Source organism: Streptomyces sp. NPDC052036, assembly GCF_040680495.1.
Classification (GTDB): Bacteria; Actinomycetota; Actinomycetes; order Streptomycetales; family Streptomycetaceae; genus Streptomyces.
In genome coordinates this window covers 25,187-50,749 of record NZ_JBFAWW010000020.1, presented here as the reverse complement: position 1 = coordinate 50,749, position 25,563 = coordinate 25,187, and the positions used below count along the sequence as shown (strand labels likewise).

Below are 25,563 nucleotides of genomic sequence, written 5' to 3'. Positions count from 1 at the left end.
TATAACCAAGGCCCTTGGCGATCAATGGAATTGAAGGACGAGCGGCACACCGATAACAGAATCCGTAGAAATAAGCCCCCTGTTGAGAGGAATCCCACATCACATCGTCATCACAAACCCGGTGATTCGGCCGGGCCCACAGCTCACTCGCTGTAACGTCGATTGAGTGCGTACCGAACGAAAGCTGAGCCGTCTGGACCGGGTCTTCGCCCGGTTGGACCGCGAGCCTGAACGACCGGCCCACATTGACGTGCCCCGGATGAGCCGGCACCGAGTGGTTCTCTTCTCGGCGACCCTGGCCTTCTACACGGCGATCGTGTGGGCCGTCGTCGTCTCCTCCTGGCTGGTCCGGCTCGACTGGCAGGTCATGTTCTTCCGGCCGTACCAGCAGTGGCCGCAGATCCACGCGTTCCTCGACTACTACGTGGTGCTGGGCCAGCGCGGCCCCACCGCGGTGATGGTCGCGTCCTGGCTGGGGTGGCGTTCATGGCGGCAGCACACCCTGCGTCCGCTGCTCTCGCTGGGCGCCGCGCTGCTCCTGCTGAACATCACGGTGGGCGCCGCCAAGTACGGAATGGGCCGCCTCGGTCCGCACTACGCGACCGTCATCGGGTCGAACGAGATGTGGCGGGGCGGCGATATATTCCCTTCCGGCCACACCGCGAACGCGGTGGTGACCTGGGGCATCCTGGCCTATCTGGCCTCGACACCACGGGCCAGGCGCTGGCTGTCCGCGCTCTCCGCGGTGACCTCCCTGGGCGTCGGTCTGACCACGGTCTACCTCGGTACGCACTGGCTGAGCGACGTGCTCCTCGGCTGGGCCGCGGGGCTGCTGATCCTGCTGGCCCTGCCCTGGTGCGAGCCGCTGATCGCCCGCGCCGAGACGGCCATCCTCGACCTGCGGGACCGTCGGCGCATCGGCCGTGCCCTCCCGGCGGCCGCCCCGGCCCCCGTGGCCGCGTCCCCGCGAGCCTCCACTCCCCGGCCGGCGGCGGTGGGCGGGGAGGCCTCGGCCCTGGAGCCGGTGGCCGCCACCCGTACGGCCCGGCCGCCGGTCTATCTGGCCCCCGGCCCGCACACCACCCGCGGGGAGCGCACCCCGGTCACCCCGGTGGGCAGCCGCCGCCCGCCGCATTCGGACCGGGTGCCGCGCGGCACCGCACCGGCCCGGCCGGTCGCGGGCGGCTGAGCACGCCCGGCGGGGACCGGTACGCACAACCTCCCCGCACGCCGAAGGCCCCGGCTCGCATCGAGCCGGGGCCTTCGGCGTGTGTCAGCCCTTCCAGCAGCGCCTGACCCTGTCGTCGGCGACCTCGAAGTTCAGCCGCCCCTCGCGGTACTCCATGGTGATGATCGTGCCCGGCGCCAGAGAACGGACCGTGCTCCAGCCGCGCTCGCGGGCCAGCCGCTCGGCCCGGTGCGCCTCCATGCCTACGTATGCCTCCGGGGAGTCCTCGCGTCGGGCGTCCGGAGTGGGAATGGGTGCCATGGCGCCACGTTAGGCCGCGGGCCCTCGTCAGGGAAGTACGGACCGCTCACCCCACGGGCCACTCATCCCTCTCCGGTCACGCTTCTGTCACAGAATCACGACACCCGTTTCGCCCTGGAACCGTCACACGTACGAGGGGTTTCGCATGCGCCACGCACCACTTCGAACGCAATTCGGATCCGGTTCGCGCACTCTCGGAAGGGGTTCGCAATAGCCCCGCGGAAAGCATGGTCCGCAGTTCGCTCCCGGCTCTTTCCATTCGGATTCGGTAAACGCGCTCACCAGCTGACTCCGCATAAGAAGCACACGGCTTCGGCACAGAATCCCCGCACGCGCGCGGTCGCACCGTGGGCGGGGACGTGCGCCATGGCGTGAGCCCGCGTGGGCGCCGGGCCGCGGGACATGTCGGGCCCGGTACGCGAGGAGCGAGGGGCAGCGATGGGGACGGACACCGCACAGGCGGCCGCGGGGGCTCTGCGGGCGAGGGGGCGGGAACGGCGGGGACGGCGGGTGGTCGACTGGCTGACCACCACCGACCACAAGAAGATCGGCCACCTCTATCTGGTCGCGTCCTTCGCGTTCTTCCTGGTCGGCGGGGTCATGGCGCTGCTGATGCGTGCCGAACTGGCCCGGCCCGGGCTCCAGATCATGAGCGCGACCCAGTACAACCAGTTGTTCACGATGCACGGCACGATCATGCTGCTGCTGTTCGCGACCCCGACCTTCGCGGGCTTCGCGAACGAGATCATGCCGCTGCAGATCGGCTCCCCCGATGTGGCGTTCCCCCGGCTGAACATGCTCTCGTTCTGGCTGTTCCTGTTCGGCGGGCTGATCGTGCTGGGCTCGCTGCTGACCCCGGAGGGCGCCGCCGACTTCGGCTGGTTCGCCTACGCGCCGCTCAACGACCTCAACCACACTCCGGGCGTCGGCGCCGACATGTGGATCATGGGTCTCGCGATGGCGGGATTCGGGACGATCCTCGGCGCGGTGAACTTCCTGACGACGATCGTCGGGATGCGCGCGCCGGGCATGACGATGTTCCGGATGCCGATCTTCACCTGGAACACGCTGTTCACGTCGATCCTCATCCTGATGGCGTTCCCCGTGCTGGCCGCGGCGCTGCTGGTCCTGGAGGCGGACCGGCGGTTCGGCTCGCAGGTGTTCGAGGCGGCGAACGGCGGGGCGCTGCTGTGGCAGCACCTGTTCTGGTTCTTCGGTCATCCCGAGGTGTACATCATCGCGCTGCCGTTCTTCGGGATCATCACGGAGATCCTCCCGGTGTTCAGCCGCAAGCCGGTCTTCGGCTATCTGACGCTGGTCGGCGCGACGATGGCCATCACGGGGCTGTCGGTGGTCGTCTGGGCGCACCACATGTTCGCGACGGGCGCGGTGCTGCTGCCGTACTTCTCCTTCATGTCGTTCCTGATCGCGGTGCCCACGGGCGTGAAGTTCTTCAACTGGAGCGGCACGATGCTCCGGGGCTCCCTGTCCTTCGAGACACCGATGCTGTGGGCGACCGGCTTCCTGGTGTCGTTCCTGTTCGGCGGGCTGACCGGGGTGATCCTGGCGTCGCCGCCGCTGGACTTCCATGTCACCGACACCTACTTCGTGGTCGCCCACTTCCACTACGTCGTCTTCGGCACGGTCGTCTTCGCGACCTTCGGCGGCTTCTACTTCTGGTGGCCCAAGTTCACCGGGAAGATGCTGGACGAACGCCTCGGCAAGATCCACTTCTGGGCGCTGTTCATCGGCTTCCACGTCACGTTCCTGGTGCAGCACTGGCTGGGCGCCGAGGGCATGCCGCGCCGGTACGCGGACTATCTGGCCGCCGACGGCTTCACCGCGCTCAACACGGTCTCCACGATCGGTGCGTTCCTGCTCGGCATGTCGACGCTGCCGTTCCTCTACAACGTCTGGCGGACCGCGTGCCACGGCACCAAGGTGCAGGTCGACGACCCCTGGGGGTTCGGCCGGTCCCTGGAGTGGGCGACGTCCTGCCCGCCGCCGCGGCACAACTTCGTCACGCTGCCCCGGATCCGCTCCGAGTCCCCCGCGTTCGATCTGCACCATCCCCGACACGCCTCCCAGGCCCCTCAGCCCGAGCCAAAGCGGCATCAAGCCGGTCACGAGCCGTCCTGAGGGCGTCGACGAGTTCGGCCGGCTCCACCACCTCGAACGGAAGGCCGATCATCAGGATGTGAACCACCATCACATCGAGGCTCGGGGCGCCCGTGCTCAGCAGACAGCTGCCGTCGGTCTCCGCCTGGAGCACGCCCGCCGACGGTGAGATCCGCTCGGCCGCCTCGGTCAGCGGCACCAGCAGCCGCACCACGGCCCGGGTGGGGTACACGGCCGTGGAGACACCCCGAGAGACATACGCGGCGAGGTCGTCCGCCGGGGGTGTGCGCGGGGTGAAACGGGGGCCGTGCGGGGGCTTCGGGGTGATGCGGTCGACGCGGAAGGTGCGCCAGTCCTCCCGGTCGAGGTCCCAGGCGACCAGGTACCAGCGCCGCTCGGTGCACACGAGGCGGTGCGGTTCGACCGTACGGCGGGTCAGGGAGCCGGCGGCGCTCTCCCCGCCCGAGCCGGAGCGGGGCCGGTCGCCGTACTCGAAGCGCAGCCGCTCCGCGTCCCGGCACAGATGGGCGAGTTCCGTGAGGACGGCCGGGTCGACGGCGGAGGCCCGGGGTCCGCGCAGCATCGGCACGGTGAACGCGTTGAGGGCGGAGACCCGGCGGCGCAGCCGGTCCGGCAGCACCTGTTCGAGTTTGGCGAGCGCGCGTACGGAGGACTCGCCGATGCCCTCGATCCCCTGCCCGGCGGCCGTGCGCAGCCCCACCGCCACGGCCACCGCCTCGTCGTCGTCCAGCAGCAGCGGGGGCAGCTCGGCCCCCGCGCCGAGCCGGTAGCCGCCGCCTGTGCCCGGGCCCGCGTTGACCGGATAGCCCAGCTCGCGCAGCCGGTCCACGTCCCGGCGCACGGTGCGGGCGCTGACGCCGAGGCGCCCGGCGAGGTCCGCCCCGGACCACTCGCGGTGGGTCTGGAGCAGGGACAGCAGGCGCAGCAGTCGGGCCGAGGTCTCCAGCATGGTCCCAGTCTGCCCGCCCTTGCGGACAGCGACTGTCCGCAAGGGAGATCAGCCCGTCGCGCTCACGGTCACTGACAGATCGTTGTCGACCGTGTAGTACGGCCAGGCCTCGACCGCGCCGTGCTCCGCCCGCACGGCGGCCCTCGGATAGCGGAAGACCGGCTTCTTGTCCGCGACGTCGTCGAGCAGCCGGGCGATCCGCACCTGCGGCCCCTCGGCCCCGCCCGGACGCAGCCACAGGTCCCAGATGCCGGGGCCGAGCGGCGCGTAGGGCACGGTGAAGCCGAACTCCGCCTCCCGCACGGTGAGGTCGGCGCGCAGCACGGACCGCGGGCCGCCCCGCTCGCGGACCTCGGCGTAGGCGTCCGGTGCCAGCCCGGTGCCGTACACCCGGCCGCTCACCGCCAGCTCGCCCTCGCCGATGCGGAGGTCGCCCGCCTCGGCGTGCGGGGCGCGCAGCCAGCTGCGGACGGCGAGGGTGCCGTTCTTGGCGGTGTACGGGATGCGGACGGCGATCCGGTCCGCCGTGTCGCCGGGCGCTCGGTCCACCAGGGAGCGCAGATCGTTGACGCCGGGTGAGAGGCGGCACGGCTCGCCGTCGCCGAACCGCGCGTAGGCGTCCCAGCGGCCCTCGGGCAGGTCGACGCCGCTGGGCAGGGCGGCACGCAGCCGGCCGTTCTCGGCGGGGGCCAGCGGCAGCGCGGTCTCCTCGCCGTCGCGGCGGCGCAGCACCAGATGGGCGGGGTCCGTCCCCCCGGTGCCGGCGATGTCGAAGGTCAGCCCGCCCGCGGTGTCGGCGACGCAGTCGGCGCGCAGGGGCGTGGCGGGGTGTTCGTACCGGGTGCCCGGCGTCTCGGTCATCATGCGGGGCGCCCCTTTCTCAGTGCGCCGCGCCCGGCGGTGCGGACGGCCTGGGCACCGCCGAGCAGTGCCGCCCGGGTGCGGTGCAGCGAGCCGCGCAGCCGGCTGCCGTGCGGGGCGGTACCGGTGAACAGGGACACATAGCGTTCGGCGATGCGGGCCGGGTCGAAGCGTGCGGAGGCCTGCAGGGCCGCGGCCGCCATCCGCCGGCGCAGCGCGTCGTCGTCGATCAGCTCCAGCAGTCCGGCGGCGACGGCGTCGGCGCTCCCGGACTCGACGAGGCGTCCGTCGACGCCGTCGTGGATGATCTCGCTGGGTCCGTGCGGGCAGTCGGTGGAGACCACGGGCAGTCCGCAGCGCATGGCCTCGACGATCGTCATGCCGAAGGACTCCGTGCGGGAGGTGACCGCGGCGAGGGAGCCCTTGGCCCACTCGGGCTCGATGGGGTGAGCGGGGCCCATGAGATAGACGTGGTTGTAGAGGCCGAGGCGGTCGATGAGGGCGCGCAGCTCCTCCTTCTGCGGGCCGCTGCCGTAGATGCGCAACCGCCAGTCGGGCCGCTCGGCGCGTACCCGGTCGAAGGCGGTGACGAGCAGGTCGTAGCGCTTGACGGGGTCGAGCCGGCCGGCCGCCACGACCCACTTGGCGGTGCCGTCGGCGGGGGCGACGGGCGGGGCGGGCACGGGGTTGGGCAGGGCCTCGATCCGGACGCCGGGCAGCCGCATCCGGGCGCGGTAGGCGCCCGCGTCGGCCTCGGTGGTCGTGGTGAGGACGTCCAGGCTCGGGTAGGTGCCGCGCAGGAGCACGCGCAGGGCCTTGGAGTGGCTGTCCAGGGTCAGGTGCTCCTGGCCGACGCGGAGCGGGCCGCGCCGGGTCTGGCGAGCGAGGTGCACATTGAGGCCGGGACGGGTGGCGACCACGACGTCGGCCTCGGTGGCCGCGAGGTGCTCACCGATGCGGCGGTCGGTGAGGAGGCTGTACTGCCGGTAGCGGCCCTCCGCACGCGGGAAGATCCGCGCGGGCCGCGCCAGCTCGGGGCGGCCGTGGTCGGGGCCGTCCGCGCGCAGGTCGACCAGGTGGCGCAGCCGGACGCGGGGGTCGGGCGCGAAGACGGGCTCCTCGCGGTGGCGGAAGACCGAGACGATCTCCACGTCGTGGTGCTCGGCCAGCGCGCTCGCGAGGTTGTACGTCGTGCGGTTCGTCCCTCCGATCCCGTAGGCGTTGTGTATCAGGAAAGAAATGTGCATGCGTCCCTGGATTCCTCGTCCGTTCCCCTGCCGTTTCGATTAGACACCTGGGGCACGGGTGCGTGCTGGGCAGCATGGCCATGTTGTGCCGCAACGGTTGTCCCATCGGTAGCCGCCGCGGGGAACCTCGCGGCCGGGAATCGCATCAGGGTTCGTACGCCGACCGGGGCCGGAACGCCGCGGGGCCCCGACGTCGCCGCATGGGACGTCGGGGCCCGGGAGCCGAGCCGGTCAGAGGGCGAGCCGCTGTCCGGGCACGATCAGGTCGGGGTCACCGCCGATGACCGCCTTGTTGCGCGCGTAGATCCGCTGCCAGGTGGTTCCGTGCCGCTCGGCGATGCCGCTGAGGGTGTCGCCGCTGCGGACGGTGTAGTCGCCGCGGGACGTCCCGCGACCGGTGTGTCCCGTCGAGCGCTCCGGCGCCTTCGACGACTGCTTCGACGGGGCGGACTCGGTGGTGGCGGACTCCGAGGCCGGGCGCGAGGCGTGCGCGGTCCCCGAGGTCGAGTGCGCTGTCGTCGTGGCGCCCGAGGCGGCGGGCGCGCCTCCGCTCGCTCCGGCGCGCCCGGAGCAGACGGGCCACGCGCCCCAGCCCTGTGCCTGCTGGACCTTGGTGGCGACGGCGATCTGGGCCCCCCTGGAGGCCTGGTCGGCGGTCGGGGCGTAGGCGGTGCCGCCGTACGCGCGCCAGGTGCCGGCGGAGAACTGGAGTCCTCCGTAGTAGCCGTTGCCGGTGTTGATGTGCCAGTTCCCGCCGCTCTCGCACTGGGCGATACGGTCCCACACTCCGCCGTCGGCCGCGGCGGCGTTGCCGGTCGCGGCGAGCAGTCCGAGCGGGGCGAGCAGGGCCGCTCCGGCGAGGACCGCCGTCGTACGGGTCGTACGGGTCTTACGGGTGCTATCGGCACATTCAGACATGTAATTCCCTCTCCACGTACCCGAGGTCCCCCAAGGCGGAGCACGTCGGCCGCGCGTGGAACGCGGTCGTCGCGCGCCGCCCCGTCCACCGGAAGTGGTGCTGCGCGCCGGCTGTGCGGCGCGACCGGTGGACGTACCCGGGCGGTGCTAGTTGCACACGGCGGAGGAATGTAAGGAGGTTGACCGCCTCGGATCAACCAACTCCCTGTCATTCCAGGCCAGTTCGCCGTTACCGGGGGTATCGCCGATTTCCGGCCAACCCTTTCATTCGCTGATTTCAGGATTTTTCGACCACTCCCCTGCGATGTCTGTGACTCACTTCACGCAACCAACTCCCTTGACCAACCGACGAGTTAACGGTGAGTAACGCATTCCGCGTGCACCCTCACCCTGCGCGTCGGATGGTTCGATTCCGTTCGCCCCCGGGCGTGACTCCGGCCACAGATCGTCCGTTGTCTTCTTCATGAGCCGGGGACCCCCGGACTCATGGGCCGGGAGCCACCCGGCACTGTCACGCACCGCATCCCGAGGGAGCCACCCGTGCCGCGCATGCTCGACGTCAGCGACGCCGTACGCGCCGAGATCGGCGACGAAGAAGCCGACCGGCTGCTCGCCGGAGAGAACGCCCCGGGCAGTTACGACTGCACCTCCTGCCGCACCCCGGGCGACTCCGAGCAGGAGCGCACCAGCACCGTCCTGTTCATCGGCGAGGAGACCGCCGTCCTCGCCTTCGCCCATGCCACCTGCCTTCCCTCCCAGGTCGTCCAGGTCACGGAGGAGCAGTTGCAGGGCGCCGTCCGCTCCATCACCGCCGAGACGGGAGGCGTCCAGGGCGCCCCCGAGCAGGCGGTGCTGGGCGTCACCAGCGGACTCGTCCTGATCGCCGGGGAGTTGCACCCGGCGCTCGTCGTGGAACCGACCGCGCCCATCGTGCGCCCCGGCGGCACCGGAATCGGCGACGACTTCCTGCCCCTGCTCATCGAGCAGGGCTTCATGCCCCTCACCCAGATCGTCGCGGTGCCGCCCGTGCTGCACGGCTGGTCGGTGCTGCTCGCCGTGGGCCAGCTGCACGCGGTACTGCAGCCCGGCGGCAACAGCGGGCAGCCGGTCGCCTGGTGGCAGGCGCACCAGCCGCTCCAGGTCACCGACGGCTGGCGGGCGGCCGCCAACAAGCACCAGCAGGTGCTGATGTTCGCGGCGCCGGTGGGCTCGATCGGCCGTCAGCCGCGGGAGGACCTGCTGCGGGATGCGCTGGACAAGGCGGCGGCCAACGGGAAGCTCGTCGCCGCCGCCCTGCCGCTCGCGGGGACCTGAGGCGCGGGCCCGTCCACCGGGCGCGGGGCCGCCGCGGCTCTCACGCGGCACCCCGCGCCCGTCACCGTCCCGCGCCCGGAGCGGCGCGCCGCCCCTCGGGAGACAGACAGTGACGAACCGGACCAATCGACCGCATCCCTTGGACGGCGGGGTCGTTGGCACCTACGTGCACGCATATGACGTCCCTCGCCGCCATTCCTATCAGCCGATCCCCTCCGGGCGAACGGCTCAGGACCCTTCGGCCGGCGCCTCGGCCACGCCGATCTACGACGAGCTCTGCGCCGAGTACGTCCGGGCCTTCCGGGCCTGCCCGGGCGACCGCAGCGGCGAGGAGGACCTGGGCTTCGTCGCCTTCTCCAGCTCCCCGCACGACACGGGCGCGTACGGCATCGGGACCTACGGCACGGGGACCTACGGCACCCGCCACGGCACCCCCCAGCACGCCACCGGTCATCTGACCGCCCAGCACGGCCACTCCGCCACGGCGGAGACCGTCTGGCAGCAGGTGGCCCGGCAGGCCCGGGGCATGCATCCCGTCCCGGCGCTGCCGCCGGCGCCCCGCAGAGGGCTCTAATCAGCATTCGAGCGCTATGCATGAGGGGCGGCCCGCTTCGGACCGCCCCTCACGCATAGCGCCGTACCGGCGTCACATCACTTCTTCTTGGTGCCGCGCTTCTCCCGGACGCGCACGGAGATGTGGATCGGCGTCCCTTCGAAGCCGAACTCCTCGCGCAGCCGGCGCTCGATGAACCGGCGGTAGCCCGCCTCGATGAAGCCGGAGGCGAAGAGCACGAACCGCGGGGGCTTGGTGCCCGCCTGCGTGCCGAAGAGGATGCGCGGCTGCTTGCCGCCGCGGACCGGGTGCGGGTGGGCGGAGACCAGCTCGCCGAGGAAGGAGTTGAGCCGGCCCGTAGGAACACGGGTCTCCCAACCCGCCAGCGCGGTCTCGATCGCCGGGACCAGCTTCTCCATATGACGTCCGGTGCGCGCCGAGACGTTCACCCGCGGCGCCCAGGCGACCTGGCCCAGCTCGGTCTCGATCTCCCGCTCCAGGTAGTAGCGGCGCTCCTCGTCGAGGGTGTCCCACTTGTTGTAGGCGAGGACGAGCGCACGGCCCGCCTCCACCGCCATGGTGACGATGCGCTGGTCCTGGACCGAGATGTTCTCGGAGCCGTCGATCAGCACGACGGCGACCTCGGCCTTCTCGACCGCGGCCGCGGTACGCAGCGAGGCGTAGTAGTCCGCGCCCTGCTGGAGGTGGACCCGCTTGCGGATACCGGCGGTGTCGACGAACTTCCAGGTCTTGCCGCCGAGTTCGATCATCTCGTCGACCGGGTCGCGGGTGGTGCCGGCCAGCTCGTTGACCACCACGCGCTCCTCGCCCGCGACCTTGTTCAGCAGCGAGGACTTGCCGACGTTCGGACGGCCGATCAGGGCGATGCGCCGGGGGCCGCCGATCCCGCCGTTGCCGAAGGTCTGGGCGGGCGCCTCGGGCAGGGCCTCCAGTACGGCGTCCAGCATGTCGCCGGTGCCGCGGCCGTGGAGTGCGGAGACGGGGTGGGGCTCGCCGAGGCCGAGGTTCCACAGATACGCCGCGTCGGCCTCGCCGCTCTGGCCGTCGACCTTGTTGGCGCAGAGCACCACGGGCTTGCCGGCCTTGCGCAGCAGACGCACGACCGCCTCGTCGGTGTCGGTGGCGCCGACCTTGGCGTCGACGACGAAGACGACCGCGTCGGCCGCCTCGATCGCGTACTCCGCCTGGGCGGCCACGGAGGCGTCGATGCCGAGGACGTCCTGTTCCCAGCCGCCGGTGTCGACGACCTTGAAGCGGCGGCCCGCCCACTCGGCCTCGTAGGTGACGCGGTCGCGGGTGACGCCGGGCTTGTCCTCCACGACCGCCTCACGGCGGCCGATGATGCGGTTGACCAGGGTCGACTTGCCGACATTGGGGCGGCCGACGACGGCGAGCACGGGCAGCGGGCCGTGTCCGGCCTCCTCGATGGCGCCCTCGACGTCCTCGACGTCGAAGCCCTCCTCCGCGGCGAGCTCCATGAACTCCGCGTACTCGGCGTCGCCGAGCGCCCCGTGGTCGTACTCGTGCTCCGCGGAGCCCTCGGGCTGGATGTCGTCGTTCATGAAGTCCGTACCTCGTTCATCGTGGTGATCGGTGGACACCGTGCCTACGGTGATCCACTACTCAAGTGTCGCCTAGCGCCCGGTGAGGCGCCTGGCGTTTTCCAGGTGCTCGGTCAGGTGCTCCTGGATGCGCACGGTCGCCTCGTCCAGCGCCTTGCGCGTGCGCCGCCCGCTGCCGTCGCCCGCCTGGAACGGGTCGCCGAAGACGACGTCGATCTTGCTGCGCAGCGGGGGCAGTGCCTTTATCAACCGCCCGCTCCGTTCCGAGCTTCCCAGCACGGCGACCGGCACGATCGGCGCCCCGCTGCGGACCGCAAAATAGGCGAGTCCGGCGCGCAGCGAGGCGAAGTCGCCCTCGCCGCGGGTGCCCTCCGGGAAGATACCGAGGACGCCCCCGTTCTCCAGCACGCCGAGCGCCCGGGTGACGGCCGTGCGGTCGGTGGTCGTGCGGTCCACCTTCAGCTGGCCGATCCCGGTCAGGAACGGGTTCAGCGGCCCGACGAACGCCTCCTTCTTGATCAGGAAGTGCGTCGGCCGGGGCGCCACGCCCATGACCATGGGACCGTCGATGTTGTGGGAGTGGTTGACCGCGAAGATCGCCGGGCCGGTCGCGGGGACCTTCCAGGCGCCGAGGACCCGCGGCTTGAACAGCCCGTGCATCAGGGGGACGCCGATGCGCCGCCCCACTTCGGCGCCCCGCTCGGAGGGAGCCTTGGTCACTTCGCCGCCCGCTTCTCCTCGACCAGGGTCACGACGCACTCGATGACCTGCTGGAGGGTGAGCTCGGTGGTGTCCACCTCGACGGCGTCGTCCGCCTTGGCCAGCGGGGAGGTCTTGCGGCTGGAGTCGGCGGCGTCCCGCTTGATCAGCGCCTCACGGGTGGCGTGCACGTCCGCGCCCTTCAGCTCGCCGCTGCGGCGGGCGGCACGCGCCTCCGGGGAGGCGGTGAGGAAGATCTTCAGGTCGGCGTCCGGCAGCACGGTGGTGCCGATGTCACGTCCCTCGACGACGATGCCGGTCGCCGCGGCCTCGGCGAGCGAACGCTGCAGCTCGGTGATCCGGGCCCGCACCTCCGGCACCGCGCTGACCGCGCTGACCTTGGAGGTGACCTCCTGGGTGCGGATCGGGCCGGTGACGTCCGTGCCGTCCACGGTGATGGTGGGCGCCGACGGGTCGGTACCGGAGAGGATCTCCGGCTTGCCCGCCACGGCCGCGACGGCGGTCGGGTCCGTTATGTCGATGCCGTTGCTGACCATCCACCACGTGATCGCCCGGTACTGGGCTCCGGTGTCCAGGTAGCTCAGCCCGAGCTGCGCGGCCACGGCCTTCGAGGTGCTGGACTTGCCCGTGCCGGAGGGGCCGTCGATGGCGACAATCACTGCCGGGGCGGTCCGGGCGGCGCCGTTTTCCACGGTGGGGACACCTTCCTGGTGCGGGGTGGTGGTGTGGGCGGGGCGCGAGGGCGCCCCGCACAAGGTTACTGGCTCGCCGGACCCGGTATGACTGACGGACGACGGGGACCGCCGTCGCCCTACTGGCGGATCGTCCAGCCCCGCTCCCGCAGTGCCGCGCTCAGCGCCGGGGCCGCCTTCTGCTCGACCATGAGCTGCACCAGTCCCGCCTGCTGCCCCGTCGCGTGCTCGATACGGACGTCCTCGATGTTGATGCCCGCCATGCCCGCGTCCGCGAAGATCCGGGCCAGCTGGCCGGGCTGGTCGGAGATGAGGACGGCGACGGTCTCGTACGCCCGCGGGGCGCTGCCGTGCTTGCCGGGCACCCGTGCCTGGCCCGCGTTGCCGCGGCGCAGCACGTCCTCGATGCCGAGGGCGCCCTCGCGCCGCTTCGCCGCGTCGGCGGCCTGCAGGGAGCGCAGCGCCCGTACGGTCTCGTCGAGGTCCGCGGCGACCTCCGAGAGGAGATCGGCCACGGGGCCCGGGTTCGCGGACAGGATGTCGATCCACATCCCCGGGTCGGAGGCCGCGATGCGAGTGACGTCCCGGACGCCCTGCCCGCACAGCCGTACGGCCGCCTCCTCCGCGTGCTCCAGGCGCGCGGCCACCATGCTGGAGACCAGGTGCGGCATGTGCGAGACCAGCGCGACGGCCCGGTCATGGGCGTCGGCGTCCATGACGACCGGCACGGCACGGCAGTGCGAGACCAGCTCCAGGGCGAGGTTCAGCACCTCGGTGTCGGTGTCGCGGGTCGGTGTGAGCACCCAGGGCCGACCCTCGAAGAGGTCGCCGCTGGCCGCCAGCGGGCCGGACTTCTCCCGGCCCGACATGGGGTGGGTGCCGATGTAGCGCGCGAGGGCGGCAGGGTCGACGCCCAGGGCCTCCAGTTCGCGGCGCGGACCGCCCTTGACGCTGGCCACGTCGATGTAGCCGCGCCCCAGGCCGCGCCGCATGGCGTCGGCGAGCGCGGCGGCCACATGCGCGGGCGGAGCCGCGACGATCACCAGGTCGACGGGGCCGTCGGGCGCCTCGTCGGTGCCGGCGCCGAGAGCGGCGGCCGTACGGGCCTGCTCGGGGTCGTGGTCGGCGAGGTGCACGGTGACCCCGCGCGCAGAGAGCGCGAGGGCCGCAGAGGTGCCGATCAGGCCCGTACCGATGACGAGTGCGGTTCTCACTGGGCGATGTCCTTGCGGAGGGCGGCCGCGGCACCGAGGTAGACATGGGCGATGTCGGCGCGCGGGCGGTCGGACTCGATAGGGGCGAGGATGCGGACGACCCGGGGCATCGCGCCCTCGATGTCCCGCTCCTGGGCGCAGATCAGCGGTCCGTCGGCGACGCCGATGCCGAGCTTGCGGGCGGCGGCCGCCGGGAAGTCGCTGTGCAGATCGGGTGTCGCGGTGAACCAGATGCTGATCAGGTCGTCCGTGGTGAGGCCGTTGCGTTCCAGGACGGCGGTGAGCAGGGCTCCGACCCGCTCGTCCATGTGCCCGGCCTCGTCCCGTTCGAGTTGGACGGCGCCCCGGACCGCTCGTACCGGCACGGTGATGCTCCTTGCTGATGTTCGGAAACGTCTGGTCACCAGCGTAGTCAGCCCGCGACGCGGGGATGCGCGCCGCCCGCCCGGCGAGACGACGCCGCGGCTGCGCCCGCTGCCTGGCCCGGGCCGCTCACACGTCCCAGAGCGCCCCGAGCGTCCACAGCTCGCCCCCGTACTCGATACGGTCCGCCCACGGTCGCGGCCAGGCCTCGGCGCCCAGGCGGGCGCCGGCGAAGGCGCCCGTGAGGCAGGCGATCGAATCGGAGTCGCCGGAGGTGCAGGCGGCCCGGCGCAGGGCGGTGACGGGCTCCTCGGGGAAGAGCAGGAAGCACAGCAGTGCGGTGGCGAGGGCCTCCTCCGCGATCCATCCCGCGCCGGTCGCGAGGCACGGGTCGTCCTCGGGCGACACGGTCCGCACGGCGGTCCGCAGGCGTTCGAGGATCTCCAGGCACTCGTCCCAGCCGCGTGCGATGAAGTGCTCCGGGGTGGGGTCCTGGGCCCGGGTCCACAGGTCGCCGAGCCATGCCGCGTGGTAGCGGCCGCGGTTCTCCCGCGCGTACGCCGCCAGCAGTTCCACCAGCTTCCCCGGCCCGGTGCCCTGTACCAGCAGGCGGATCGCGTGGGCGGTCAGGTCCGAGGCGGCGAGCGCCGTGGGGTGGCCGTGGGTGAGCGCGGCCTGCAACTGGGCGGCGCCGGCGCGCTGTTCCTCGCTCAGCCCCGGTATGAGCCCGATGGGCGCCACCCGCATATTGGCCCCGCACCCCTTGGAGTCGATCTGACTCGCCTGCTGCCAGGGCCGGTTGTCGTCGTCCAGGAGGCGGCAGGCGACCAGACAGGTCCGGCCGGGTGCCCGGTTGTTCTCCGGGGAGTGGTACCAGTCGACGAACTCCTCGCGTACCGGCCGTTCCATCCGCTTCGGTGCCAGGACCCCGCGGTCCATGGCCGTGCGCAGCCCGCGCCCGAGCGCCAGGGTCATCTGGGTGTCGTCGGTGACGATCGCCGGACTCGGCAGTTCCATCTCCCGCCACGGCCCGCACTTGGCGAGGATCGACGGCACATCGCTGAACTCGGTCGGGAAGCCGAGCGCGTCACCGAGGGCGAGCCCGAGCAGCGATCCGGTGGCGGCACTCCTGGCGGGGGTCGTGGTGGTCATGCGGGCCGTCCTTCCGTGGCGGGGCGGAGCAGGGGCGGGTACAGGGCGGTGGCGCCGCCCGCGCGGTAGAGCGCCGCGGGCTTGCCGCGGCCGCCGGTCAGCCGCGCGGCGCCCGGGACCGGTTCGACGAAGCCGGGCGTGGCGAGGACCTTGCGGCGGAAGTTGGGCCGGTCCAAGGCGGTGCCCCAGACGGTCTCGTAGACCTGCCGCAGCTCGCCGAGGGTGAACTCGGGCGGGCAGAAGGCGGTGGCGAGACAGGTGTACTCCAGCTTGGCGCCGACGCGGTCGTGGGCGTCGGCGAGGATCCGGTCGTGGTCGAAGGCGAGCGGCCCGGCGCCGGGGTACGGCAGCCAGCGCGCCTGTGTCGCGTCGCCGCCGCCGTGCGGCTCGGGAGGGTCGGGCAGCAGGGCGGCGAAGGCGACGGAGACGACCCGCATCCGGGGGTCGCGCCCGGGGTCGCTGTAGGTCCGCAGCTGCTCCAGGTGGAGCCCCGTGACGTCCGTCAGGCCGGTCTCCTCGGCGAGCTCCCGCCGGGCCGCGTCCTCCGCGGACTCCTCGGGCCGCACAAATCCGCCGGGGAGCGCCCAGCGGCCCGCGTAGGGCTCCTGTCCGCGCTCGACGAGGAGGGCGTGCAGCGCACCCGCGCGAAGGGTGAGGACGGCGAGGTCGACGGTGACGGCGAAGGGCTCGTAGGCGTACTTGTCGTAACCCTGCACGGCCCACCCCCTTTATAGTCGAGATGACTATAAACAGGGGACGCGGCGGGGCACAAGGAAGCGGCCGGCTCCCCCACAACGGGAACCGGCCGCTCCGGTGGCCTCTGACGCGTGACGCACGACGCAGTCCTACGACGTACTACGACGCCCTGCGCGAGGCGGGCGCCTAGAGGTCGACTTCCTTCATCAGCATGCCGACCTCGGTGTTCGACAGGCGGCGCAGCCAGCCCGACTTCTGGTCGCCGAGGGTGATCGGCCCGAAGGCGGTGCGCACGAGCTTGTCGACGGGGAAGCCGGCCTCGGCCAGCATCCGGCGCACGATGTGCTTGCGGCCCTCGTGCAGGGTCACCTCGACCAGGTAGTTCTTGCCGGTCTGCTCGACCACCCGGAAGTGGTCCGCGCGCGCGTACCCGTCCTCCAGCTGGATGCCGTCCTTGAGCTTCTTGCCCAGGTCGCGCGGGATCGGGCCCACGATGTGCGCGAGATAGGTCTTCTTGACGCCGTACTTGGGGTGGGTCAGCCGGTGCGCCAGCTCGCCGTGGTTGGTGAGCAGGATGACACCCTCGGTCTCGGTGTCGAGCCGGCCGACGTGGAAGAGCCGGGTCTCGCGGTTGGTGACGTAGTCCCCGAGGCACTGGCGCCCCTCCGGGTCCTCCATGGTGGAGACGACACCGGCCGGCTTGTTCAGCGAGAAGAACTGGTACGACTGCGTGGCCACGGTCAGCCCGTCGACCCTGATCTCGTCCTTCTCGGGGTCGACCCGCAGGCCCTGCTCGATGACGATCTCGCCGTTGACCTCGACCCTGGCCTGCTCGATCAGCTCCTCGCAGGCCCGGCGGGAGCCGTAGCCGGCCCGCGCGAGGACCTTCTGCAGCCGCTCGCCCTCCTGCTCGGCGCCGGGGAAGGTCTTGGGCAGCTTGACGTCCTTCTTGCCCGCGTACCGCTCGCGGTTGCGCTCCTCGGCGCGCACGTCGTACTCACGGGAGCGCCCGGGGTCCGTACGGCCGCCGCGCTGCTGGGACTGCTTGGGGCCGCCCTTGGCACCACCGCGCGCGGCGCCGCCGCGCCCGGACTTGGGGCCGTCCTGGGAGGCGCCGGGGCCCACGTCGTAGCGGCGCTCCTCCGGACGGGGCTTGCGGGGACGGCCCTGACCCTGCTTCTCGTCCTTGTTGTTGCCGGCACCGCGGTAGTTGCCGCGCCCGCCGTTCCTGTCGCTGCCGCTGCTTCGCATCAAAGTTCCGTCGTCGTGTTCGTCGTGTGATCGTCGTCCGCGTCCGGAGCATCGGGAGCGTCCGGGTCGAACGACGGAACGCCCTCCTGGGTCTCGGCCTCGATCGCCTCCGCCTCCGGGAGGAAGGGCGCGAGTTCCGGGAGCTCGTCCAGGCCGCGCAGGCCCATCCGCTCCAGAAAGTAGTTCGTCGTCCTGTACAGGATCGCACCTGATTCGGGTTCCGTGCCCGCCTCCTCGACCAGACCGCGTTGGAGGAGGGTGCGCATGACCCCGTCGCAGTTCACTCCGCGGACCGCGGAGACCCTGCTGCGGCTGACCGGCTGGCGGTACGCGACCACCGCCAGGGTCTCCAGGGCGGCCTGGGTGAGCCGGGCCTGCTGGCCGTCGAGCACGAAGCGTTCCACGGCCGGGGCGTAGTCGGCCCGGGTGTAGAAACGCCAGCCGCCCGCGACGAACCGCAGCTCGAACCCGCGCCCCTGCACGGTGTACTCGTCGGCGAGTTCCCGCAGCGCGTCGGCGATCTGCCGCCGGGGCCGCTCCAGGATCTTCGCCAGGTGCTCCTCGGTGGCGGGCTCGTCCACGACCATGAGCACGGCCTCCAGGGCGGGCTTGAGGTCGAGCTCCGCCACCGCGCTCAGGCCGGAGGGAGCCTCCGCGATCTCCTCGCTCACGCCTTCCTCTCCTCCTCGGGCACCTCGGGCGCCCGGTCGAACTCGTCCGTGACCACCGGTGTCTCGTCGCCGTCCCCGCCCGTCCAGCGCACCACCAGGTCACCGAGGGCGGTCTCCTGGTCCAGCGCCACGGCCTTCTCCCGGTACAGCTCCAGCAGCGCGAGGAAGCGGGCGACGACCGTGAGGGTGTCGTCGGTGTCCTCCACGAGCTCACGGAAGCTGGCCTCCCCCAGCTCCTTCAGGCGCGCCACGACGATCCCGGCCTGCTCCTGCACGCTGACGAGCGGGGCATGGATGTGGTCGACGTACACCTGTGGCCGGGGCTTCGGCTGCATCGCCTTGACCGCGAGCCTGGCGAACCCCTCGGCCCCGATGCTGATGACGACCTCGGGCAGCAGCTCGGCGTGGTGGGGTTCGAGGCCGACGGTACGGGGGTAACGCCGGGCCTCTTCCTCGGTGCGGCCGTTGAAGATCTCGGCGATCCGTTTGTAGGCGCGGTACTGCAGAAGCCGTGCGAACAGCAGGTCCCGGGCTTCGAGCAGCGCGAGGTCCGCCTCGTCCTCGACCTCGGCGGCGGGCAGCAGACGTGCCGCCTTGAGATCGAGCAGGGTGGCGGCGACGACGAGGAACTCGGTCGTCTGGTCGAGGTCCCAGTCCGGCCCCATGGCCCGGATGTGCGCCATGAACTCGTCGGTCACCTTGGACAGCGCGACCTCGGTGACGTCGAGCTTGTGCCTGGAGATCAGCTGGAGGAGCAGGTCGAAGGGCCCTTCGAAGTTGACCAGCCGCACCTTGAAGACACCGTCGGCGGCCTCGGGGCTCTCCGGGACCGTGTCGCTCCCGGACGGCGGCGTGGCCACGGCCACGGGGGCCGGGGAGGTCTCCGCCACGGGCTCCGGCACGGTCTCCGGCCCGGCAAGGGCCGCCTCGGGTTCTTCTGCTCCTTCGAGGTCTTCCTCGGCTCCTTCGAGGGCCGCCTCGGGTTCTTCCGCCGGGCGCGCGGGCTCCCCGGCGGGTTCCGGGGCCCGCTCAGGGGCACCCGCGCCCACAGGGGTCTCTTGTCCCCCCGCCTCGTCGGGCGCGGCCTCCTGGCCGGTCTCGGGCTCGGTGGCGACCGCGGGCGGTGTCGTCCGGGCCTCCTGGACCGGTGCGGGCCATGCGCTGTCGTCGTGCGCGGGCCGTCCGGTCCGCGAAGTGCCCGGTCCGCGCCCCAGTGCACGCCGACGGCCGCCGGAGCCGGAGGAGCCGGAAGCGGGAGCGGAGCCGTCGTACGAGGTCATAGCCGTCGCAGGCTACCTGCTCAGCGCCCCCGGAGCCGACGTACGAGGATGCTCGCGTCTCCGCGGGACTCCAGATCGGCCAGCACCACGGCGACCGCCTCACGCACGATCCGCCCGCGGTCCACCGCGAGTCCGTGTTCGCCCCGGAGCACGAGACGGGCGTGCTCCAGGTCCATCAGCTCCTCGGCGGACACATACACGGTGATCTTCTCGTCGTGCCGTTCCCGGCCGCTGGGCCGCCGTCCGGGAGCACGCCCCCGCTTGCGCGGCTGGGCCGCGGCGGCACCGGCAGAACCTTCCTGCCCGGGCTGCCGCCGTACGGGCCGCTCGGCGGTCGCCGAGCGGGTACGCGACTCCCCGGCCTCCGCCTCCGTGACATCCGCCGCGACGTGCTCGTCGCCCTCCCCGTCGCCGCCCCGCACGGGCACCGCCGGCGGTGCGTCCTCCGCCGCGGCCGTCGCGTCGCTCTCGCCCGCGGGAGCCGGCACCCGGGCCTCGCCGTTGGCCTGGCGCCTGGGGGTGGACGCCTGGAGCGCCATTCCCCCGGTGGTACGGAACAGTTCGTCGGCCCCCGGCAGACTCACTCGGCGTGACACCGGGCGAGCACCTCCCTGGCGAGCTGGCGGTAGGCGGCGGCACCGACGGAGTTGGAGGCGTACGTCGTGATCGGCTCACCGGCGACCGTGGTCTCCGGGAAGCGCACGGTCCGGCCGATCACCGTGTGGTACACGTGGTCGTCGAACGCCTCGACGACCCGGGCCAGGACCTCACGGCTGTGCACGGTCCGGGAGTCGTACATCGTGGCGAGGATGCCGTCGAGCTCCAGCTCGGGGTTGAGCCGCTCCTGGACCTTCTCGATGGTCTCGGTGAGCAGCGCGACACCGCGCAGCGCGAAGAACTCGCACTCGAGCGGCACGATCACCTTGTGCGCGGCGGTGAGCGCGTTGACGGTGAGCAGGCCGAGCGAGGGCTGACAGTCGATCACGATGTAGTCGTAGTCGGCCATCAGGGGCTTCAGGGCCCGCTGGAGCGTCGACTCGCGCGCGACCTCGGACACGAGCTGGACCTCGGCCGCCGACAGGTCGATGTTGCTCGGCAGCAGGTCCATGTTGGGGACGGCGGTCTTCAGCAGGACCTCGTCCGCGGACATGCCCCGCTCCATGAGCAGGTTGTAGACCGTGAGGTCGAGCTCCATGGGGTTGACGCCGAGACCCACGGACAGCGCGCCCTGCGGGTCGAAGTCGACGAGGAGCACCCGGCGCCCGTACTCCGCGAGCGCGGCACCCAGGTTGATGGTCGACGTCGTCTTGCCGACGCCGCCCTTCTGGTTGCACATCGCGATGATCTTCGCGGGCCCGTGGTCGGTCAGCGGGCCGGGGATCGGGAAGTACGGCAGCGGGCGGCCGGTCGGGCCGATGCGCTCGCGGCGCTGGCGCGCCGCGTCGGGCGCGAGCGTGGCCGCGTACTCGGGGTCGGGCTCGTATTCGGCGTCGGGGTCGTAGAAGTGCCCTTCGGGCAGTTCCTCGTAGGCGGCGAAGTGGTTGTGGACCTCGCCGCTCGGGCCGCCGGCCATGGCGTTCACGTGTGGGCCATCCATGCTCTGGTGTGCTGTCGGAACCAGGTGGGGGTTCTGGCTCTGGTGGGCTGCGAAGGTACGGACAGCGACGGAGCCGACAGCCTCGAGCCCCGTGGGGACCGTACCCCGCGCAGGCATTCCTGGTTGACCACCCCCGGGAGTAAATGTCGACTCATTCACAAGTCGTCTTACCTCCTTGGTGACCAGGAAACTTCTAGATAGGTCAGCGTGGCACCATGCCGACGGTTGGCGACTCTATGGCGTGTCGGCGGTCCGCAGCAACACAATCCGCCGGACCCGGCCCGATGTGTCGGCAATGAAACATCCCGCTGTCAAGGGTGTCCGGGCACCGTTCGTCAGGTTTCACCGGTGTGCGAAACGGTTGAAGAGTTGCGTTCGAGGCGAGTTGAACGAGTGTCGCAAAGTGACCATACACACATCCGGCCGGACCTTGTCGGGCAAGGTCCGGCCGGCTGCGCGGTGTTGACGAGGTGAATTGACCGATCGCCTTGGGGCGCGGGGAAATCGAACCCGGGCTGCGGTCGGACCTCAGTCGAGCAGGGAGGACAGCTCCAGGTGCTCGAGGCCGTGCGCCTCGGCGACCTCCTTGTAAACCACCTTGCCGTCATGGGTGTTGAGGCCCTTGGCCAGCGCGGCGTCACGGCGCAGCGCCTCGACCCAGCCGCGGTTGGCCAGCTCCACGATGTAGGGCAGCGTGGCGTTGGTCAGCGCGTAGGTGGAGGTGTTGGGGACCGCGCCGGGCATGTTGGCGACGCAGTAGAAGACCGACCCGTGGACCCGGAAGGTCGGCTCGGCGTGCGTGGTCGGACGGGAGTCCTCGAAGCAGCCGCCCTGGTCGATCGCAATGTCGACAAGGACACTTCCGGCCTTCATCCGGGACACCAGCTCGTTGGTGACCAGCTTCGGGGCCTTGGCGCCCGGGATGAGGACGGCACCGACGACGAGGTCGGCGTCGACGCAGGCCTTCTCCAGCTCGAAGGCGTTGGAGACGACGGTCTGGATCTTCGTACCGAAGATCTTGTCGGCCTCCTTGAGCTTGTTGATGTCCCTGTCGAGCAGGGTCACATGGAAGCCCAGGCCGATGGCGATCTGCGCGGCGTTCCAGCCGGAGACACCGCCGCCGATGATGACGGCCTTGCCCGCCGGCACGCCGGGGACACCGCCGGGCAGCACACCGCGACCGCCGTTCGCGGCCATCAGGTGGTAGGCACCGACCTGCGGGGCCAGCCGGCCCGCGACCTCGGACATGGGGGCGAGCAGCGGCAGGGCGCGGTTCGGCAGCTCGACCGTCTCGTAGGCGATGGCGGTGGTGCCGGACTCCAGGAGGGCGTCCGTGCACTCCTTGGAGGCGGCCAGGTGCAGATAGGTGAAGAGGACCTGGTCCTTGCGGAGGCGGTGGTACTCCTCGGCGACGGGCTCCTTGACCTTCAGCAGCAGGTCGGCGCTGGACCAGACCTCGTCGGCGGTCTCCAGGATCTGCGCGCCTGCGGCGATGTACTCGTCGTCCGGGATCGAGGAGCCGACACCGGCGTTGCGCTCGACGACGACCTGGTGGCCGTTGCGCACCAGCTCGTGCACACCGGCGGGGGTGATGGCCACCCGGAACTCGTTGTTCTTGACCTCGCGGGGGATGCCGACCTTCACGTCGATCACGGTCCTTGGCTCAGGGAATGTGGGGCATTGCAAGACATACCCGGACGCACGGGGGCACACCGGGGGACACCGCAGGAGAACGTGCGGTAGAGCCAGTTTAATGAAGGTGTTCCCGCTGTCTAGCCTTTCATTACATCAATCTTCACTAGATGTACTGCGGATTTCGCAGGCGTTGGCATCGTGTATCGGCACCGAGGGGTCCTCCTGGCACTCCTCACCCAGCATGCGCTCCGCGGCACCGCGATGCAGACGCGCCGCCGCCGGGTCGCCCAGCCGCTCCAGGGTGTCGGCCAGCCTGAGCCGCAGCGCCGCCAGCAGCCGCGCGTCCTCGGCGCGCCGCGCCCACTCGACCGCCTCGTGGCAGGTGCGCAGCGACTCCTCGGGCCGCCCCGCGTACTCCTGGACGCGGGCCAGCTCGCTCAACGCCCGTGCGTGGGCGGCCACATCGCCGTTCCTGCGGTGTACCGCGATCGCCGCCCGCCAGTTGCGCTGCGCCTCGCCGTAGCGGCCCGCGTAGGTCTGGACGGTGGCGATGCGGCCGTAGAGCCGGGCGGCGTCCGTGCGCTCGTCGCGGGCGAGCCGCTGGCCGAGCGCCCGGCCGTACCAGTCGGCGGCCCGGGCGTAGTCCCCCAGCTCCTGGTGAGCACCGCCTACGGATTCCATCGCGCGGCCCGTCGCATACGGGTCGTTCGCGGCCCGCCCGGCGTCCAGCGCGGCCCGGTAGCGGGCCAGCGCCTTGGCCGTACGGCCCGTCTGGGCGTCCAGGTCGGCGAGGTTCAGCAGAGCCGCGGCCTGCTCCCGGGGCAGGGCGCGGCGCTCGGCGACATCGAGAACCAGTTGATGGATGCCGTACAGCTCGGGCGCGGCGGCCTCGGTGCCGACATGCGCGACCAGGGCTCTGACCAGCGCGGCCATCAGCCGGCGGGCCAGCGTGTCCAGCTCGCCGTCGGCGACCGCGAGCCGGGCGGCGGCCAGCAGCGCGGGCTCTCTGACCCGCAACCACTCCCCGGCGGCCGGGAGGGACGAGAAGCGCAGCGCCCGGGGCAGTGCGGCGAGCTTCTCGCGGGCCTGCGGACTGTCGGTCTCGGCGATCAGCCGGCAGGACTGCAGCAGCCGTACGGTCCGCTCCAGCATCCGGGCGCGGGCCAGCTGCAGCTCGGCCGGGCGGTCCTGGCTCTCGGTGAGCGCGCTCAGCAGCGGCTGGAGACAGCCGGGGACGTCGTACTGCGGCACGGGCGAGTGCACGGCGTGCAGAAAGCCGAGAGCGGTGACGTCGTCGAGGGTGGTGCGGGCGGTGTCCACCGAGCAGCCGGCCAGCGCAGAGGCGGTGTGCGGGTCAACGCGACCGCCGGGGGCGAGGGAGAGCAGCCGCAGCAGCCGCTGGGCGGCGCCGGGCAGTGCCGCGTACGACAGCCGGAAGACACGGGCCAGGGGTGATCCCTCCTCGCCCGCGGTGTGCAGCTGCTTGGCGAGGTCGGCGACGGCGGCCTTGGGGTGGGCGGCGAGCCAGCCGCCGGCCAGGACGAGCGCGGCGGGGTGGCCCGCGCACTCCTCGACGAGCCGCTCGGCGGCGCTCGGGTCGACGGTGATCCGGACCGAGCCGGCGTACCGGGTGAGCAGTTCGAGGGCCGACTTGGTGTCCAGTCCGCCGAGGGTGCACGGACGCACATCGGCGATCCCGGTCAGCGGGCCCCCGGAGACGGCCACGACCAGGCACTCCGGGGTGTCGGGCAGCAGCGCGTCGACCTGCTGGGCGGCGACCGCGTCGTCCAGCAGGAGCAGGACCCGGCGATCCGCGAGGGCGTCGCGCACCGCCTGGCCCAGCTCGTCCTCGTCGCCGCCGGCCGGGGTCGGCAGGCCGAGGCCGGTGAGCAGTTCGCGGGCGGTGCGCTCGGTCGGTACGGGGGTGCCGTCGGGTTCGCTGAGGCGGGCGCGCAGCACGCCGTCCCGGTAACGGTGCGCGACCTGGCGGACCAGTTCCTCGGCGAGCGCCGTACGCCCGTAGCCGGGTCGCCCGGCGATGAGCAGCACCCGGGCCCGGGGGGCCTTGCGGCCGGCGATCGTGTCGAGTCCGGCGCGCTCGATGTCGAGGTGGAGTTCCTTCAACTCCCGTGCGCGCCCGAGGAACTGACTTTCCGTGGCGGCGGGACGCCGAGCGTCCTCGGACAGCTCGTCGCCGTCGGCCGCCACCGCCTGATCCGTCACGGGCCACGCTCCCGTCCCACTACGCACACAGGCCCGCCGGGTCCTGGGGCGGGTCGTCCCTCAGAGCCTAGTTCACGCTCTGCGACGAACCCTGCGGAGCAGGGCGGACTCATCCCCCGATCGGATCAGGCGATGGTACGACCGGCGGGATCGGGGCGGGTCCCACACCGGGGACCCGCGCGCGCCCGGATGCCGGGGCGCGGCCCGGACGGGTGTCAGGCCTCGACCGGCCTGGGTCCTGGGACGCGGCCCCAAACGGCCAGGGCTCCAGGACACAGCCCCTACCGACGTCAGGCCCCGAACCACCGGAGTCCCGGGGCGCGGCTCCGACCGGAGTCAGGCCTCGAAAGGCCGGGCCGGCCAGGGTGCCTCGGCCGGTCGCAGGGCGTCCAGGCCCTCGCCGCCGCGCGCCGCGACCAGGGAGAGCACGCCGACCACGAGGCAGTTGTTGTGGAGGTCGCCGGCCAGCACACCGCGGACGAGGTCGTCCACCGGGATCCGGGCCAGCTCCATGTCGGCCTCCTCGTCCTCGACCGCGAAGCGCTGCCCGTCGGCCTCGGACAGATCGCGGGCCAGGAAGATCCGCACGGCCTCGTCGCAGCCGCCCGGCGTGGTGTAGACGTCCGTCAGCACCCGCCAGTCCTCGGCCTTGACGTGCGCCTCCTCGTACAGCTCGCGCTGGGCGGCGTGCAGCGGGTTCTCCCCCGGGATGTCCAGCAGACCGGCCGGGATCTCCCACAGCTTGTGGCGCACGGGGTGGCGGTACTGCCGGATCACCAGCACCCGGTCCTGCTCGTCGAGGGCGAGGACGGCCACCGATCCCGGGTGGACCTGGTAGTCGCGGCGGACGACCGCACCGTTCGGCATGACCACGTCGTCGGCGCGGACGGAGGTCTTCTTTCCGACGAACGGGGTCTCACTCGCCCGGATCTCCCATTCCTCGGGGGTGTCCTTGATCGTCATGTCGCCCTGTTCCTCCCACGCCTTGCACGAAACCGGGGTACGCCTCCCGCAGG

At 71.8% G+C, this 25,563-nt stretch carries 24 protein-coding genes; 4 read left to right on the top strand and 20 right to left on the bottom strand.

Features of this window, described 5'->3' with window-relative positions:
* Window positions 1-166 precede the first annotated feature (166 nt).
* Entirely contained in the window at window positions 167-1,189 is a 1,023-nt protein-coding gene (locus AB0L95_RS25785; protein WP_365164989.1) for a phosphatase PAP2 family protein, read from the top strand.
* A gap of 84 nt (window positions 1,190-1,273) precedes the next feature.
* Here AB0L95_RS25785 and AB0L95_RS25780 read toward each other — a convergent pair whose 3' ends face one another.
* Window positions 1,274-1,489 (bottom strand): I78 family peptidase inhibitor, encoded by a 216-nt coding sequence (locus AB0L95_RS25780; RefSeq protein WP_365164987.1) that lies wholly within the window; start codon window positions 1,487-1,489, stop codon window positions 1,274-1,276.
* Window positions 1,490-1,927: 438 nt separating this feature from the next.
* On the opposite strand from AB0L95_RS25780, the gene ctaD reads away from it, so the two are divergent.
* Window positions 1,928-3,628: a cytochrome c oxidase subunit I gene (gene ctaD / locus AB0L95_RS25775; RefSeq protein ID WP_365164985.1), complete on the top strand. Its 1,701-nt coding sequence runs from the start codon at window positions 1,928-1,930 to the stop codon at window positions 3,626-3,628.
* Here ctaD and AB0L95_RS25770 read toward each other — a convergent pair.
* The 4 genes from AB0L95_RS25770 to AB0L95_RS25755 all read right to left on the bottom strand — a co-directional run bounded on the left by AB0L95_RS25770 (window position 3,510) and on the right by AB0L95_RS25755 (window position 7,603).
* A complete protein-coding gene (locus AB0L95_RS25770; protein WP_365164983.1) occupies window positions 3,510-4,577 on the bottom strand; it encodes a YafY family protein in 1,068 nt (355 codons plus the stop codon). The two genes, ctaD and AB0L95_RS25770, sit on opposite strands and share 119 nt — an antisense overlap.
* 48 nt (window positions 4,578-4,625) lie before the next feature.
* The gene (locus AB0L95_RS25765; protein WP_365164980.1) at window positions 4,626-5,441 is read right to left on the bottom strand and encodes a hypothetical protein; all 816 of its coding nucleotides are present in this window, start codon (window positions 5,439-5,441) and stop codon (window positions 4,626-4,628) included.
* On the bottom strand, window positions 5,438-6,685 hold the full coding sequence (locus tag AB0L95_RS25760) for a glycosyltransferase (protein ID WP_365164978.1): 1,248 nt from the start codon (window positions 6,683-6,685) through the stop codon (window positions 5,438-5,440). The genes AB0L95_RS25765 and AB0L95_RS25760 overlap by 4 nt, the downstream gene beginning before the upstream one ends.
* A 231-nt stretch (window positions 6,686-6,916) precedes the next feature.
* Window positions 6,917-7,603 (bottom strand): transglycosylase family protein, encoded by a 687-nt coding sequence (locus AB0L95_RS25755; protein ID WP_365164976.1) that lies wholly within the window; start codon window positions 7,601-7,603, stop codon window positions 6,917-6,919.
* 540 nt (window positions 7,604-8,143) lie between these two features.
* On the opposite strand from AB0L95_RS25755, the gene AB0L95_RS25750 reads away from it, so the two are divergent.
* Window positions 8,144-8,917, top strand: a complete 774-nt coding sequence (locus AB0L95_RS25750; RefSeq protein ID WP_365164974.1) for a hypothetical protein — start codon at window positions 8,144-8,146, stop codon at window positions 8,915-8,917.
* A gap of 166 nt (window positions 8,918-9,083) precedes the next feature.
* Window positions 9,084-9,491 carry a hypothetical protein gene (locus tag AB0L95_RS25745; RefSeq protein WP_365165182.1) on the top strand — a complete coding sequence of 136 codons (408 nt, stop codon included), beginning with the start codon at window positions 9,084-9,086 and terminating at the stop codon, window positions 9,489-9,491.
* A 77-nt stretch (window positions 9,492-9,568) separates the two neighbouring features.
* On the opposite strand, the gene der is transcribed toward AB0L95_RS25745, so the two are convergent.
* The 15 genes from der to AB0L95_RS25670 form a co-directional block, all read right to left on the bottom strand.
* Window positions 9,569-11,053, bottom strand: a complete 1,485-nt coding sequence (gene der / locus AB0L95_RS25740; protein ID WP_365164972.1) for a ribosome biogenesis GTPase Der — start codon at window positions 11,051-11,053, stop codon at window positions 9,569-9,571.
* 72 nt (window positions 11,054-11,125) lie between these two features.
* Window positions 11,126-11,773 carry a lysophospholipid acyltransferase family protein gene (locus AB0L95_RS25735; protein WP_365164970.1) on the bottom strand — a complete coding sequence of 216 codons (648 nt, stop codon included), beginning with the start codon at window positions 11,771-11,773 and terminating at the stop codon, window positions 11,126-11,128.
* Window positions 11,770-12,465: a (d)CMP kinase gene (gene cmk / locus AB0L95_RS25730; protein WP_365164968.1), complete on the bottom strand. Its 696-nt coding sequence runs from the start codon at window positions 12,463-12,465 to the stop codon at window positions 11,770-11,772. The genes AB0L95_RS25735 and cmk overlap by 4 nt, the downstream gene beginning before the upstream one ends.
* A gap of 119 nt (window positions 12,466-12,584) precedes the next feature.
* Window positions 12,585-13,679, bottom strand: coding sequence for a prephenate dehydrogenase (locus tag AB0L95_RS25725; protein ID WP_365164966.1), 1,095 nt, complete (start codon window positions 13,677-13,679; stop codon window positions 12,585-12,587).
* Window positions 13,676-14,044, bottom strand: coding sequence for a chorismate mutase (gene aroH, locus AB0L95_RS25720; RefSeq protein WP_365164963.1), 369 nt, complete (start codon window positions 14,042-14,044; stop codon window positions 13,676-13,678). Before aroH ends, AB0L95_RS25725 begins: the two co-directional genes overlap by 4 nt.
* Window positions 14,045-14,171: 127 nt before the next feature.
* Entirely contained in the window at window positions 14,172-15,194 is a 1,023-nt protein-coding gene (locus AB0L95_RS25715) for an ADP-ribosylglycohydrolase family protein (protein ID WP_365164961.1), read from the bottom strand.
* The gene (locus tag AB0L95_RS25710; protein WP_365164958.1) at window positions 15,191-15,910 is read right to left on the bottom strand and encodes an NUDIX domain-containing protein; all 720 of its coding nucleotides are present in this window, start codon (window positions 15,908-15,910) and stop codon (window positions 15,191-15,193) included. Before AB0L95_RS25710 ends, AB0L95_RS25715 begins: the two co-directional genes overlap by 4 nt.
* Window positions 15,911-16,076: 166 nt before the next feature.
* Complete coding sequence (locus AB0L95_RS25705) at window positions 16,077-17,141, bottom strand: pseudouridine synthase (protein ID WP_365164956.1); 1,065 nt, start codon at window positions 17,139-17,141, stop codon at window positions 16,077-16,079.
* On the bottom strand, window positions 17,141-17,812 hold the full coding sequence (gene scpB / locus AB0L95_RS25700; protein WP_365164954.1) for an SMC-Scp complex subunit ScpB: 672 nt from the start codon (window positions 17,810-17,812) through the stop codon (window positions 17,141-17,143). The genes AB0L95_RS25705 and scpB overlap by 1 nt, the downstream gene beginning before the upstream one ends.
* The gene (locus tag AB0L95_RS25695; protein WP_365164951.1) at window positions 17,809-19,092 is read right to left on the bottom strand and encodes a segregation/condensation protein A; all 1,284 of its coding nucleotides are present in this window, start codon (window positions 19,090-19,092) and stop codon (window positions 17,809-17,811) included. The genes scpB and AB0L95_RS25695 overlap by 4 nt, the downstream gene beginning before the upstream one ends.
* Window positions 19,093-19,112: 20 nt before the next feature.
* Window positions 19,113-19,688, bottom strand: a complete 576-nt coding sequence (locus AB0L95_RS25690) for a hypothetical protein (RefSeq protein WP_365164948.1) — start codon at window positions 19,686-19,688, stop codon at window positions 19,113-19,115.
* Window positions 19,673-20,806, bottom strand: coding sequence for a ParA family protein (locus tag AB0L95_RS25685; RefSeq protein ID WP_365164946.1), 1,134 nt, complete (start codon window positions 20,804-20,806; stop codon window positions 19,673-19,675). The genes AB0L95_RS25690 and AB0L95_RS25685 overlap by 16 nt, the downstream gene beginning before the upstream one ends.
* Window positions 20,807-21,217: 411 nt before the next feature.
* A complete protein-coding gene (ald, locus tag AB0L95_RS25680; protein WP_365164943.1) occupies window positions 21,218-22,342 on the bottom strand; it encodes an alanine dehydrogenase in 1,125 nt (374 codons plus the stop codon).
* 135 nt (window positions 22,343-22,477) lie between these two features.
* Entirely contained in the window at window positions 22,478-24,547 is a 2,070-nt protein-coding gene (locus tag AB0L95_RS25675; RefSeq protein WP_365164941.1) for a tetratricopeptide repeat protein, read from the bottom strand.
* A 336-nt stretch (window positions 24,548-24,883) separates the two neighbouring features.
* The gene (locus tag AB0L95_RS25670) at window positions 24,884-25,510 is read right to left on the bottom strand and encodes an NUDIX hydrolase (RefSeq protein ID WP_365164939.1); all 627 of its coding nucleotides are present in this window, start codon (window positions 25,508-25,510) and stop codon (window positions 24,884-24,886) included.
* Between the last annotated feature and the right edge of the window lie 53 nt (window positions 25,511-25,563).